At 68.8% G+C, this 13,109-nt stretch carries 10 protein-coding genes; 5 read left to right on the forward strand and 5 right to left on the reverse strand.

All coding sequences use genetic code 11. From position 1 onward, the window contains the following. The first annotated feature begins 10 nt into the window (after positions 1 to 10). On the forward strand, positions 11 to 850 hold the full coding sequence (gene htpX, locus B447_RS05745; protein ID WP_002937570.1) for a zinc metalloprotease HtpX: 840 nt from the start codon (positions 11 to 13) through the stop codon (positions 848 to 850). Between the two features lie 5 nt (positions 851 to 855). Here the strand turns inward: htpX and B447_RS05750 are convergent, their stop codons facing one another. Further along, positions 856 to 1,992 (reverse strand): toll/interleukin-1 receptor domain-containing protein, encoded by a 1,137-nt coding sequence (locus tag B447_RS05750; protein ID WP_002937571.1) that lies wholly within the window; start codon positions 1,990 to 1,992, stop codon positions 856 to 858. A gap of 307 nt (positions 1,993 to 2,299) precedes the next feature. Between B447_RS05750 and phnD the strand changes: the two genes are divergently transcribed. From phnD to tpx, 4 genes are all read left to right on the forward strand, one after another. Next, positions 2,300 to 3,220 carry a phosphate/phosphite/phosphonate ABC transporter substrate-binding protein gene (gene phnD, locus B447_RS05755; protein ID WP_002937572.1) on the forward strand — a complete coding sequence of 307 codons (921 nt, stop codon included), beginning with the start codon at positions 2,300 to 2,302 and terminating at the stop codon, positions 3,218 to 3,220. Between the two features lie 68 nt (positions 3,221 to 3,288). Continuing rightward, on the forward strand, positions 3,289 to 4,104 hold the full coding sequence (locus tag B447_RS05760) for a phosphonate ABC transporter ATP-binding protein (protein WP_002925525.1): 816 nt from the start codon (positions 3,289 to 3,291) through the stop codon (positions 4,102 to 4,104). Between the two features lie 37 nt (positions 4,105 to 4,141). After that, positions 4,142 to 6,151 (forward strand): PhnE/PtxC family ABC transporter permease, encoded by a 2,010-nt coding sequence (locus B447_RS05765; protein ID WP_037982489.1) that lies wholly within the window; start codon positions 4,142 to 4,144, stop codon positions 6,149 to 6,151. Positions 6,152 to 6,250: 99 nt separating this feature from the next. Beyond that, entirely contained in the window at positions 6,251 to 6,769 is a 519-nt protein-coding gene (gene tpx / locus B447_RS05770; RefSeq protein ID WP_002937574.1) for a thiol peroxidase, read from the forward strand. 38 nt (positions 6,770 to 6,807) lie between these two features. Here the strand turns inward: tpx and B447_RS05775 are convergent, their stop codons facing one another. The 4 genes from B447_RS05775 to B447_RS05790 form a co-directional block, all read right to left on the reverse strand. Beyond that, the gene (locus B447_RS05775; RefSeq protein WP_002937575.1) at positions 6,808 to 8,499 is read right to left on the reverse strand and encodes a DUF342 domain-containing protein; all 1,692 of its coding nucleotides are present in this window, start codon (positions 8,497 to 8,499) and stop codon (positions 6,808 to 6,810) included. A 90-nt stretch (positions 8,500 to 8,589) separates the two neighbouring features. Next, positions 8,590 to 10,506 (reverse strand): B12-binding domain-containing radical SAM protein, encoded by a 1,917-nt coding sequence (locus B447_RS05780; RefSeq protein WP_002937577.1) that lies wholly within the window; start codon positions 10,504 to 10,506, stop codon positions 8,590 to 8,592. Between the two features lie 133 nt (positions 10,507 to 10,639). Next, positions 10,640 to 11,644 carry an asparaginase gene (locus B447_RS05785; protein ID WP_002937580.1) on the reverse strand — a complete coding sequence of 335 codons (1,005 nt, stop codon included), beginning with the start codon at positions 11,642 to 11,644 and terminating at the stop codon, positions 10,640 to 10,642. After that, a complete protein-coding gene (locus B447_RS05790; protein ID WP_002937584.1) occupies positions 11,641 to 13,044 on the reverse strand; it encodes an aspartate ammonia-lyase in 1,404 nt (467 codons plus the stop codon). Before B447_RS05790 ends, B447_RS05785 begins: the two co-directional genes overlap by 4 nt. Positions 13,045 to 13,109 lie beyond the last annotated feature (65 nt).

The raw sequence follows: 13,109 nt of genomic DNA on the forward strand, positions 1-13,109 counted from the left end.
GGACACCGCAATGTTCGGTAACTGGATCAAGACCTCCATCCTGATGGCCGGCATCGTCGCCCTGTTCGGCGCCATGGGCGCGGCCATCGGCGGCCAGCAGGGCATGCTGATCGCGCTCGTCATCGGCGGCGCCATGAACTTCTGGGCCTACTGGTTCTCCGACAAGGCCGTGCTCAAGATGTACAACGCGCGCCAGGTCGATGCCGCCTCCTCGCCCTACCTCTACAACATGGTGCGCGAGCTCGCCCAGCGCGCCGACCTGCCGATGCCCAAGGTGTACATCATCGACGAGGCCCAGCCCAACGCCTTTGCCACCGGCCGCAACCCCGAGAATGCCGCGGTGGCCGCCACCACCGGCATCATGCGCATGCTGTCCGAGCGCGAGCTGCGCGGCGTCATGGCGCACGAGCTGGCGCATGTGAAGAACCGCGACATCCTGATCTCGACGATCTCGGCCACGGTGGCGGGCGCGATCTCGATGCTGGCCAACTTCGGCATGTTCTTCGGTGGTCGCGACGGCGAGAACCGTCCCAACCCGATCGTGTCGATCGCGATGATGATCCTGGCGCCGATGGCCGGCATGATCATCCAGATGGCGATCAGCCGCACCCGAGAGTTCGGTGCCGATCGTGGCGGTGCTGAAATCTCCGGCGACCCCGAGGCGCTGGCCAGCGCGCTCGCCAAGATCGACGCCTACGCGCGTGGCATCCCCATGCATACCGCCGAGCAGCACCCCGAGACGGCGCAGATGATGATCATGAACCCGCTCTCCGGCGGCGGCCTGCGCGGGCTGTTCTCGACCCACCCGGCGACCCAGGACCGCATCGCCCGCCTGCGCGCGATGCGCTGAGTGCCTCAGCGCGCCTGCAGGGCGGTCTTCACCAAGGCGAGCAGTTCGCCCGGGGCGACGGCCTCGCCCAAGGCGCCCGCACGCAGCAGCATGTCGCGTCGGGCCGTGCGGCGAGCATCGTCGAACTCGCCGTGGTAGACGATCAGCGGAGGCCGGCGCGGTCTCGACGCCAGCGCGCGCAGCAGTCTCAACGCGGCGCTCGGCTGACCTTCCAGTGCTTCGGGTCGGCTCCAGTCCGATAGCACCAGGTCGAAGCCCTCGGTATCGGCGTCGAGGCGCGTGAGCGCTTCTTCCGTGCTGTGTGCGGTCACGACTTCGACCTGCAGTTTTGCGAGCGCGGCGATTTCGTGCGCGTTGCTTTCCGGTTTGTCGTCCACCCACAGCAGCCGCTTCTGCTCGGGCATGTCGATCAGCGCCAGTGCCGTATCTTCGGCCTCGGCGCCATCCATCGCGGGTGCGCCGCGTATTCGTGCCGCGACCGCCAGTTCGTTGGTGAAGCCGGCCATCATGCGCCGGACCAGACTGTCGGGTTCTTCGTGCTTGCGTGCCGCGGTGTCGCCCGTACCTTCTGGCGCTGCGGCCTCGAGCGCCCAGCTGTCGTCCTCGGCTGCCGATGCGGCCACACTTGCTGAGGTGGCGCCGAAGTCGCTCGACCTCGGTGCGGCGGCGGCCGCGGGTGCTGCACTCACCCAGCGCTGCTGGATTGCCTCGACGGCGCGCCGGATGCCCTTGGCGACATCGGTCCACGCCTCGTCGCGGTTGGGCCAGGAGGTGACCGGGCGCAGGTCGGTGGGCAGGCCCTGAAGGTGGGCAAAGGGCGCCCCTTCGATGTCCACTGCGCGCAACAGCACCGGCACCACGCTGGCGTCGCCGCGCTCGGCACGCGCTACTGCCGATGCAAGTTCCTTGCCCCATATGTAGTCGGAGTTGAGGAAGTCCATGCTCACCAGCAGCAGGATCAGGTCTGCCGTGCTGAGCTGGGCATCGATCGCCTCGTCCCATTTCTGGCCCGCAACGATGCTGCGATCGTGCCAGGGGCGGATCACGCCCTTGCGCCGCAGGAGCGCAAGGTGGCCATCGAGCTCGTCGCGGAGTTTCTCGTCTTCGTGTGCATAGCTGTAGAACAGATCGACCGGTTCCATGACGACGCTCCCATGCGATACAGCCCGATCTTCAACATAGATCAGGCTGTCCGCGCCGTCAGCAAGCGATGGTGCATGGGCCTGCGTGGGTGCGGCGCCAGCTGCGCCTGACCCTACCTTTGCCGGCCAGCATTGCGGATAATGCGCGCCGGACACCTGAACGTCGATCTACATATCGACAAGCGTCCGAACCCTATCTGCCCGGTCGGAATGCCGGGCCATTAAACCCCGGCGCGCCCGCACCGGGGTGGCTGGAAGCCGATCGGCGGCGCGACTGCCGGCGGTCTCCGAACAACCGGAGCAGCACATGCACCATCAACGCACTGCCTCGCGCAGAGGCTTCCTGCTGTCCGCCGCCGCTCTCGCCGTGGCCGGCAGCCTGGGTCTGAACGCAGGCGATGCCTTGGCCCAGCCGGCCAAGCTCGTCATCACCGCGATCCCCGACGACGGCGACGCCGACCGCATGCGCGAGAACTTCGGCGCGCTGGCCCGTCATCTCGGCAAGGCCGTGGGCATCCCGGTCGAGTACATGCACGTGGAGAACTACGCCGCCAGCGTCACTGCGCTCGCCACCGGCCGCGCCCATGTCGCCTGGCTCGGCGCGGTGACCACCGCGCAGGCGCGCATGCAGATGGGCGATGCGCTCACCATCCTCGGCTGCCGCGACATCGACAAGGGCTTCGTCAGCTACTTCATCGCCAACCCGGCGACCGGTCTGGGCACCGTGGGCGATCTCGGAGAACTCGCCAAGGCCGCGCAGGGCAAGGGCTGGAGCTTCACCTTCGGCAGCAAGAGCAGCACCTCGGGCCACATGATGCCGCGCAAGTACTTCATGGACCAGGCCGGTGCCGCGCCGGAGCGTGTGTTCCGCAGTGTGGCCTATTCCGGCAGCCATGACGTGGTGATGCAGATGGTGGCCGACGGCACTCATCAGGTCGGCGCGCTCAACTACGCATCGTGGGACAAGGCCGACGACGCGCTCAAGGCGCGTGCGCCGATCGTCTACAAGACCCCGCCCTATACCAACTACGCCCTCGCCGCCCGTGCCGATCTCGGCCCGGACCTGCTCGCCAGGCTGCGTGCCGCGCTGCTCGCCGTCGATGGCAGCACGCCGGAAGGTGCCCAGGTGCTCAAGTACCTGAAGGCAGGCAAGTTCATCGAGGCCGACATCGGCGAGTGGCAGGGTTACGTCGACCTGCTCGAGTCGGGTATCGACATCGGCGGCTGAGGGCTGGCTGGGACCGGTAGGCGCAGCGTCCGGCCGGATGCTGTGCCGCCCCCTGCCCGCTCATCATCATGAATACAGACTCCATTGATGCGCAGGCCGTGCCCGAGCACCCGGTTCGCCTGCAGGGCGCCGCGGTCGCCTACGGCGGCCAGCGCGTACTCGACGACATCAGCCTGGACATCGCTCCGGGCGAGCGCGTCGCCGTCATCGGGCCCTCGGGCGCGGGCAAGACCACGCTGTTCCGTCTCATCGCTGGCCTGGTCAAGCCTGCGGCTGGTTGCGCGCTGACGCTGGGCGAGGATACCCGCCGCCTGCGCGGACGGCGGCTGGCGCGGCTGCGCCGCGAGCTCGGCTTCCTTTACCAGCAGGACAACCTGATCCCTCAGCTGCGCGTGGTGCACAACGTGCTGATGGGCCGGCTCGGCCACTGGTCGCTGGCGCGTGCGCTGCTGTCCCTGCTGTGGCCGCAGCAGATCGAACGCGCGCGCGCTGCGCTGGCGCGCGTCGAGCTCGCCGACAAGCTGTGGGCGCTGCCCGACGAACTCTCCGGCGGCCAGCAGCAGCGCGTCGCCGTCGCCCGCCTGATCGTGCAGCAGCCGCGCCTGGTGCTGGCGGACGAGCCGGTGAGCGCGCTCGACCTGCGCCTCGGGCGCGAGATCATCGGCTTGCTATGCCAACTGGCGCAGCGCGACGGCGTGACGCTGGTGGTCAATCTGCACACGCTGGACCTGCTGCAAGGCCATTTCGACCGTGTGATCGCGCTGCGTGGCGGTCGTCTGTTCTGGCAGGGCGAGCCAGCGCAGATCACCCAGCATCTGCTGCGCGAGCTCTACGGCGCCGAATATCGCGCGCTGCACCTGGACGAGATCGAGGTGCAGGAATGAAGCACGGCTGCCGCAGCTGTGTGCCGGGGGTGTCTTGGTGAGTACGCTCGCCCTGGCCGCCAGCGCGCGTTACGAGCGCCGCCCGCTGGGCCATTTCGTCGCCCTGCTCGCCGTCCTGCTGGCCTTGCTGGCGGCCTTCGCCGCCGCCGACTGGGACTGGGGGGCGCTCACTGACGCCGAGCGCCGCGCTCAGGCGGCAGCGCGCATTGGCGCCTGGCTGGCGGCCTTCGCTCGCCCCGACCTGTCGCCGGACTTCGTGCGCCATGCCTGGGACCTGACCCTGCAGACCCTGTCCGCTGCCATCCTCGGTACGGCGCTGGCGGTGCTGCTGGCCTGGCCGTTGGCGATGGGTGCGAGCCGTGCGGTGTGTGTCGGCGATGAACGCAGCGCTGTGGGAGGCAACCTCGTCGCCCGCCTGTGGCGGTGGTTGCCGCTGCGCTCGCCGGCCGCCTTGCTGTGCGCGGCCTGCCGGCTGGTGCAGGACATCCTGCGCGCGGTGCCGGATTTCGTGTGGGCGATCATCCTGGTCGCACTGGTTGGCCTCGGCCCGCTCACCGGCGCGCTCGCGCTGGCGCTCAACATCACCGGCATTCTGGCCAAGGTGTACAGCGAGCTTTGGGACAGCGTTGATCCGGCGCGTTATGGCCAGGTCCGCAGCCTGGGCGGTGGCCGGCTGGCGACCTTCCTTTACGGCATCCGTCCGCTCGCCTCGCGCAACGTGCTGTCCTTCACGCTGATGCGCGCCGAATGCGCGATCCGCAACGCGGCGGTGATCGGTGCGGTGGGCGGCGGCGGGCTGGGCTCGGAGATCTGGTACCAGGTGCGCTTCGGCGCATGGGACAAGGTCGGCACGCTGATCCTGTTCACCTTGTTACTGACGCTGGCCGCGGATCTCGTCAGCAACACCATTCGTCGCCAGCTGCGCGGTGACCAGTCCCGCCAGAGCGGCGGTGCCTCGTGCGCGGTGGCGGGGGCTGGCGATGCGTCGCGCCAGGGACGGCCTGAGGGCGATGCTGCGGCGCCGCCCATTGCGGCTGGCGTCTCCCGTCCGCCGTTCGGCCCCTGGCTGGCCACCGGTCTGGTCGTGCTGGCCCTGCTGTGGTCGCTGTGGTTCATGGGCTGGGGCAACCGTGGCGGCGAGGATGGGGCTGCACGCAACCACCTCGCACCGGCCATGGAGCTGCTGAGTGGTGAGGCCTGGGGAAAGCTGCGCTTCTTCGAACGCCTGCTGCAGCCCGAGCTCGACCTCGCCGCGATCGGCCTGGGCGACCCGGCCAAGGTGGCGGCGCGCCTCGAGCAGGGCAAGGCGGTCGAATTGTTCGCCACCCATGGCGCGCTCGATGTCTGGCGACCGTCGGCGTGGCTGGCCTGGCAGCAGGAGCTGCAGAAGTGGTTCGTGTGGCGGGTGGTGGAATCGGCGGCGATCCCGCTCGCCATTGCGGTCGTCGGCACGGTGCTTGGCGTGGCCGGGGCGATCCTGCTCACCTATCCGCATTCGGCCAGCTTCCAGCTCCACGCCGCACGCTTCAGCGGCGAGACGCCGGCGCCCTGGCAACGCGCGCTGCGCGCCCTGCAGCTCGCGGCGGCGCGCGCCACGGCGGTGATCGCACGTGGCGTGCCTGAGGTGATGTGGGCCTTCCTGTGCATCGCCTTCTTTGGTCCCGGCCTGGTGGCGGGGACCTTGGCCATCGCGCTGCACACGCTGGGCGTGCTCACCCGGGTGTTCGGCGAGGCGGTGGACAACCAGCCCCTGCGCCGCTTCGAGCCCACCTGCGGTGGCTCGCGCCTGGCAACCTACGGCCTGGTGGCGGTGCCGCGGGTGTGGCGCGACTGGATGACCTATGGTTTTTTCCAGTTCGAGAGCAACGTGCGCGCGGCGGTGGTGCTCGGGCTGGTCGGCGTGGGCGGCCTGGGCTTCCAGTTCAGCTTCAACTTCGAGTGGTTCCGTTTCGAGCGGGCCGGCACCTACCTGCTCATGATCGTGTTGCTGACGGTGCTGATCGACCGCGGTTCGCGCCTGCTCAAGCTGTCCCGCGTCGGGCGTTGAACGGCCGGGCAGCGGGCAGCGCCTTGGTGTAGGCTAGCGGGCGGACCAGCCGGTGCCCCACGAACAAGCCGGCACCACCCTCACCCACAGGAGATAACCATGAGCGCAGTGACCCTCGGCGGCAATCCGATCGACGTGGCGGGCCGTTTCCCGCAAGCCGGCGATGCCGCCCCCGCCTTCAAGCTCACCGCCGCCGACCTTGCCGACGTCGGCCTCGAGGCCTTTGCCGGCAAGCGCAAGGTACTGAACATCGTTCCCAGCCTTGACACCCCGGTGTGCGCGACCTCGACGCGCAAGTTCAACGAGGAAGCCGGCAAGCTGGCCGATACCGTCGTACTGGTGGTTTCTGCCGACCTGCCCTTCGCGGCCAAGCGCTTCTGCGAGACCGAAGGCCTGGCGAACGTACAGACGTTGTCGACCTTCCGCAACCCGGGCTTTGCCGAGGCCTATGGCGTGGCCATCACTTCCGGCCCGCTCGCCGGCATTACCGCGCGTGCAGTGGTGGTGATCGATGCCAACGACAAGGTCGTACATGCCCAGCGCGTGGGCGAGATCAAGGATGAGCCGGACTATGCGGCCGCGCTTGCCGCGCTGAAGAAAGCGGCAGTCATGCAGTGAAAGGCAGGGGCCCCAGTCGGGGTCCTTGCCTTTTCCGCTCAGCGGCGGCGAGCGGACTCGCCACCCGGTTTCTGTGGCTCGTCAAAGTGGCTGTCATCCTCGAGCGGAAACACGCCGAGCCCCTGGTCTGCAAGGCGGATGGTGCTGGCGGCGAGTACTTGCGGGATGCGCAGGCTGCGCTCACCCATGCTGACCGTGACGCCTTCGAACACGGTCTGCTCCACATTCACCCGCGCCTGCTGGGCGAGCTCGAGCCGGAAACGCAAGGCCTCTTCCTCGTTACGCAAGGCCTCGATCCCGGTCGACAGCGCCGCCGCTGCAAGCTCGGCGCGGCTCAGCATCTCGCTTGTGACCTTGCCCGGATTGCGGTCGGCGAAGTTGAGCAGCTTGCCGACTTCGAGCAGCTTGTTTTCCTGGATGTCGCGCTCCTGGGCCTTGGCCTGCACCGCCTGGGAGAGTGCCGTGTCGGCGCCGATCTCGAGTTCGGTGCGGATGCGGTTGTGCGCGCCGATCACACGGGCATGGATCGACAGGTTCGCGCAGGCCTTGCCGCCGATGATGTGGCCGCGACGCTGGTTGCCGACGCGGATATGGTTCCGCGCCACGAGCTGGCACTGCATGGCCAGATCATCGATGAAGATCGAGTCGCCCGCCGTGATGCGTGCCTGTTGAGCATAGGTGGCGGTGAAGCTGCCGTCGCAACGGATGGCGACGGCGCTGAAATCCTTGCCTGCCGTCTTGCCGCCGAGCCCGCCCATCACGCCGCCGCGCACGATGATGTTGCCGCCGGCCTCCAGCGTGGCGGGCTCGACCACGCCGCCGACCTCGATGTCGCCGCTGGCGCGGACGCTCATGCCGGCCTGGATGTCGTTGCGTACCCTGACCGTGCCATCGAAGTCGATGTTGCCGGTGGCCATGTTCACCGAGTCGACGGTGTAGATGGGCTCGACGATGATGCCATCGCGCACCTCCACGGGTTGGCCGTCGCAGGCAGCGACGAGGAGGTCGGGATCCTCGGCCGCGGCGCGCGTGCCGCGCAAGCCGCTGGCGAAGCGGACATCGCGCCCCGGCTTGGGCGCGATCGGCTGGCCGAGCACGTTGCGGCCGTCCTCGCCACGAGTCGCGGGATGCCGTCGCATCAGGCCCTCTCCCTCCTGCACCACGAGGATCTCGCCGAAGTCGCGGAAGTCGGTACGGCCGCAGGGGCGGACGTTGGGTACGCGCGCAGGTGTCTCGGGCAGCAGGCGTTCGAGCCAGCCGTCCTCACCGGGCACGGCTTCGCGGCCGCGGGCGATCACCAGGCGGTTGGCCTGGCCCTTGGCGATCGCGCGGTTGATCTCGTCGACCAGCACGCCCTCGACGATGCCGCGTGCGGCGAGCAGGCCGAGCAGTTCTGCCTTGGTTGCCGGACGGCCGCCCTTGGCCGGGGTGAGGGTGAGTTCCGCGCTGAGGCCATCGGCCGCGACTTCGACCTCGAGCATGGCATCCGCGCACTCGGCGATCTCGACGGCCTCGACCGATTGCCCGGCGTTGTAGCGCGCGATCAGCCCCTTGATCGCATCCGGCCGGATGCGCAGTTCGGCGTAGCCGGCCGCGCCGAGCTGCTCGCGCAACCAGAGTGCATCGATGCGCGGGAAGCGTGCGTCATGTGCCAGGTTCGCGCTGAGCACACGGGTCGCCGCGTCGAGGGTGAGGCTCAGTAGAGGGCCTGGGGCCAGGTCATTGTCCATGCGCGCGGTGCAGTGGCGTTGAAGGGAGGCGGGGCGGGATTCTAGCCCTCATCGGGGGCGTGCATGCATGCGCGAGATCAAGTGCGAGCATCATTGCCCGAGCGCTCGGGCAATGAACTGTCGCGCCACGCGCGGGCGCGGCACCTTGTCGGCAAACCACTGGCGCACGTCCGCATCGAGGCCGATACCGTGCATATAGTTGTATAGCGCCTTGTTGAGCGCTTTGCCGAGGCGATCGTGGTCGACACCGGTGGGGTCGATGAAGCCGATGTCGTTTTTCGCGAAGCTTACCGGTGGCAGCGGTACGAGCTCGATACCGTACTCCTGCGGGTTCATCCCCACCGGTGAGTGTACGGTGCACGCAAAGCGGTGGAAGAAGCCCGACTGGATGCAGCCGGCTTCGAAGAGCTGGCGCACGTATTCCAGCGCATCAACGGTGTCGTGCACCGTCTGCGTTGGGAAGCCGTACATCAGGTATGCGTGGACCAGTACCCCGGCTTCGGTGAAGGCATGGGTGACGCGTGCGACCTGGTCCACCGACACGCCCTTCTTCATCAGCTTGAGCAGCCGGTCCGAGGCCACTTCCAGCCCGCCCGACACCGCGATGCAGCCGCTGTCGGCGAGCAGCTGGCAAAGCTCGGGGGTGAAGGACTTCTCGAAGCGGATGTTGCCCCACCACGAAATTGCCACGCCGCGGCGCAGCAGCTCCTCGGCGAGCGCGCGCAGGGCCTTGGGCGGCGCCGCCTCGTCGACGAAGTGGAAGCCGGTCTGGCCGGTCTCGGCGATGATCGCTTCGATGCGGTCGACCAGCAGCGCGGCCGGGGCGCCGTCGTAGCGGCCGATGTAGTCGAGGCTGACGTCGCAGAAGCTGCACTTCTTCCAGTAGCAGCCGTGGGCCACCGTGAGCTTGTTCCAGCGCCCGTCGGACCATAGCCGGTGCATCGGGTTGAGCATGTCGAGCACCGACAGGTAGCCGTCCAGGGGCAGGCCGTCCCAGGTCGGCGTGCCGACCTCGGCGAAGGGCACGTCGGGCTCGATGAGGTTGATGTAGCGCACCGTACGCGTGTCCGCGTCGCGCACGAAGGTGCGCACCAGACGGGACTTGCCACGCTTGCCCTGCAGGTGTTCGAGCAGCGCCAGCAGGGGGCGCTCGCCGTCGTCGAGGGTGACGTAGTCGAAGTAGTCGAACACGCGCGGCTCGGACAGCTCGCGCAGCTCGGTGTTCACGAAGCCGCCGCCGAGCACGGTGACGATGCCCGGATGGGCGGCCTTGATCGCCTGGGCGATGCGGAAAGCGCCGTACACCGAGCCGGGGAAGGGCGTGGAGACGAGGACGAGCTGCGGCCGATGGTGGGAGATGGCCTCGAGGGTCAGTTCCTTGAGGTAGGCATCGACCAAGGTCGGTGAGGCGGCCAGGGCGTCGGCGAGCGCGTCGAAGGTGGCCTGGCTCATGGCCAGCGATTCGGCGTAGCGCACGAATTCGAAGCGCGGATCGATGGCGTCGCGCAGGATGTCGGCGAGCTCGTTCAGGTACAGCGTGGCGAGGTGGCGCGCACGGTCGGCGAGGCCGAGGGCGCCGAAGGCCCAGGCGAGCGGGTCGCCGCCTTCGGGATCGTCCGGGTCGACATAGGCATCGAGCGTGTCGAAGCGCGGCCCCTCGGGCAGGAAGGTCCGGCTCGCGATGCGATGGGCGATGGTGGGGTCGCGGCCTTGCAGGAAGGCGATGGTGGGGCCGACGGTGTAGCGGTAGCGCGTGAAGTGCTCGAGAAAGCCCTGCACCAGCGGCGTGCGCTGTCTGCGTGCCAAGGTCTCGGCGCGGGCGCGGATGTCGTCCAGGCCGGTGGGCGACAGCAGGCGCAGCACCAGTTTCAGCGCAAGATCCTCCTGCACCGCGTCGATGCCGCGCGAACGCAGGAAGCCGGTGAGATAGGCCGTGGACGGATACGGCGTGTTGAGCTGCGTCATCGGCGGGATCACCGAAAGCACGCGTGGTGAGCTGTCTGCCATGATGGGGGGGCTCACCCGTGTCGCTCGCCGGGATGAGGGCGGTCGCGGCGTCGGGCCGAGCACTTGTCTTGTGCGGGGGCGGGGAGCGCCATTCTACGTCAGCCCCGCCGGCGCGCCGTGCCCGGCGCCAGGTTCAGGACATCTCCCCGCACAGCGCGGTGCCGAAGCGCGCGCGCACCTGCGCAGGATCGCCGTCGGTCGCGAGCAGCACATGCAGCTTGGCGAAGGCCGCCTCGAGCGTCATGTCTGCGGCCGGGACGACACCGATGCGGTGCAGTGCTGCGCCGGTTGCGTAGGCGCCCTGCATCACCGTGCCGTGGCTGCACTGGGTCCGGTTCACCACCACCACGCCGCGCGCTACGGCGCGCGCGAGCGCATCGAGAAGGCCGGGCTCGGCATCGGGCAGGTTGCCGGCGCCGTAGCTGCACAGCACCAGGCCGCGCAATGCGGGATCGGCCGCGAGCGCATCGACCTGGTGTGCGCCCAGGCCCGGATGCACGGTCAGCACCGTCACCGCGCGCGGATCGAACTCGGGGAGCCGGAAGTTGCGTGCGCCTGCAGGCTGCAGGCGCTGCGCATGCACATTGAGCGTGATCCCGACCTCGGCCAGCGCGGCTGCGTTGGGTGAGGCGAATGCTTCGAAGGCCGTGCTGCTCGCCTTGGTGCTGCGGTTGCCGCGCAGCAGTTGGCGGCCGAAGAACACGCCGACTTCGCCGTGCGGCAAGCTGTCGGCGAGCAGCAGCGCCGACTGCAGGTTGGCCAGTGCGTCCGTGCGCGGCTCGACGAGCGGAACCTGCGCACCGGTGAGGATCACCGGTCGATCGGCGCCCTGCAGCATGAAGGACAGCGCCGACGCCGTCCACGCCATGGTGTCGGTACCGTGCAGCACCACGAAGCCGCGGTAGTCGTTCCAGCGCGTGACGAGCTCGCGGGCGATCGCGGTCCATTGCGCTGGCTGCAGGTTGGCGCTGTCGATCGGCTGTGCCAGTTCGACGAGATCGAAGGCGGGCAGGCCTGCCACGCCGTCCAGATGGCGCCGTAGCACCGCGCCGAAGCCCGGCATCGGACGATAGCCGTCCGTGCCGCGCTCCATGCCGATGGTGCCGCCCGTGTGCAGCACCAGGATGCGCTCGTTCATGCCGGCTGCCTTTGCGGGGCGAGCATGGATTGCGGGCTGAGCAGCGCATCGAGTTCGGCCTCGCCAAGCAGGCCCTCGCCCAGCACCAGGGCGCGCACGGTGTCGCCGCTGTGCAGCGCCTGGGCTGCGATGCGCGAGGCGTTGGCGTAGCCGATGTGCGGCACCAGCGCGGTGATCACGCCGATGCTGTGCTCGACGTGGCGGCGGCACTGCTCGCGGTCGGCGCGGATGCCGCGGATGCAGCGTTCCTCCAGCATGCGGCAGGCGGCGTCGAGCATGCGTACCGAGGACAGCAGGTTGTAGACGATCAGCGGCTCCATGGCGTTGAGCTGGAGCTGGCCGGCCTCGGCCGCCATCGTTACCGCGAGGTCGTTGCCGATCACCTGGTAGGCGGTCTGGTTAACCGCCTCCGGGATCACCGGGTTGACCTTGCCCGGCATGATCGACGAGCCCGGCTGCATCGGCGGCAGGTGGATCTCGCCGAAGCCGGTGCGTGGCCCGCTGGAGAGCAGGCGCAGGTCGTTGGCGAGCTTGGACAGCTTGACGGCGAAGCGCTTGAGCACGCCCGAGAAGAGCACGAAGGCGCCCATGTCCGAGGTCGCCTCGACCAGGTTGGCCGCGGGCACGATCGGCTTGCCCGAGATCTCGGCGAGATGGCGCACGGCGAGTGCGGCGTAGTCGGGGTGGGTGTTGATGCCGGTGCCGATCGCGGTGCCGCCGAGGTTGACCTCGCACAGCAGGGCGCAGACCTCGCGCAGGCGGTCGATGTCCTCGCCCAGGTTCACTGCGAAGGCTTCGAATTCCAGGCCGAGCGTCATCGGCACGGCGTCCTGCAGCTGGGTGCGGCCCATCTTGATGACGTCGGCGAACTCGCGGCCCTTCGCTTCGAGGGCGCGCTTGAGGCTGGCGATGGCGTCCACCAGCGGCTCGACGGCGAACTGCAGGCCGACGCAGACCGCGGTCGGGTAAGCGTCGTTGGTCGACTGCGACATGTTCACGTCGTCGTTGGGGTGCAGGTGTGCATACGCGCCCTTGGGCTGGCCGAGCTTCTCCAGCGCGAGGTTGGCGATGACCTCGTTGGCGTTCATGTTGGTCGAGGTGCCGGCGCCGCCCTGGATCAGGTCGACGACGAAGGCCTCGTGCAGGCGACCGCCGATGATGTCCGAGCAGGCGGCGAGGATGGCGTCGGCCTTGTGGGCCGGGAGCAGCCCGAGTTCGTGGTTGGCGCGCGCGGCAGCGGCCTTGACCATGGCCAGCGCGTTGACGAGCGCCGGGAAGTGGCTGATGGGTACGCCGGTGATGGTGAAGTTGTCGACAGCGCGCTGGGTCTGGATGCCGTACCAGGTGGCGGCGGGCAGCGCCATGTCGCCCAGCAGGTCGTGTTCGATGCGGGTGTTCATGTTGGTGTGTTCCTGTGGCGGTGGCAGGCGCCGTGTGCGCCAGCCACCGGGAGTGGTCGGGTGAG

Source organism: Thauera sp. 27 (assembly GCF_000310125.2).
GTDB classification, from domain to species: Bacteria; Pseudomonadota; Gammaproteobacteria; order Burkholderiales; family Rhodocyclaceae; genus Thauera; species Thauera mechernichensis.

What these genes read in the sequence shown, in the direction of transcription:
- htpX (WP_002937570.1), top strand. Translation starts at nt 11, where the DNA reads ATGTTCGGTAACTGGATCAAGACCTCCATCCTGATGGCCGGCATCGTC.
- B447_RS05750 (WP_002937571.1), bottom strand. Translation starts at nt 1,992, where the DNA reads ATGGAACCGGTCGATCTGTTCTACAGCTATGCACACGAAGACGAGAAA.
- phnD (WP_002937572.1), top strand. Translation starts at nt 2,300, where the DNA reads ATGCACCATCAACGCACTGCCTCGCGCAGAGGCTTCCTGCTGTCCGCC.
- B447_RS05760 (WP_002925525.1), top strand. Translation starts at nt 3,289, where the DNA reads ATGAATACAGACTCCATTGATGCGCAGGCCGTGCCCGAGCACCCGGTT.
- tpx (WP_002937574.1), top strand. Translation starts at nt 6,251, where the DNA reads ATGAGCGCAGTGACCCTCGGCGGCAATCCGATCGACGTGGCGGGCCGT.
- B447_RS05775 (WP_002937575.1), bottom strand. Translation starts at nt 8,499, where the DNA reads ATGGACAATGACCTGGCCCCAGGCCCTCTACTGAGCCTCACCCTCGAC.
- B447_RS05780 (WP_002937577.1), bottom strand. Translation starts at nt 10,506, where the DNA reads ATGGCAGACAGCTCACCACGCGTGCTTTCGGTGATCCCGCCGATGACG.
- B447_RS05785 (WP_002937580.1), bottom strand. Translation starts at nt 11,644, where the DNA reads ATGAACGAGCGCATCCTGGTGCTGCACACGGGCGGCACCATCGGCATG.
- B447_RS05790 (WP_002937584.1), bottom strand. Translation starts at nt 13,044, where the DNA reads ATGAACACCCGCATCGAACACGACCTGCTGGGCGACATGGCGCTGCCC.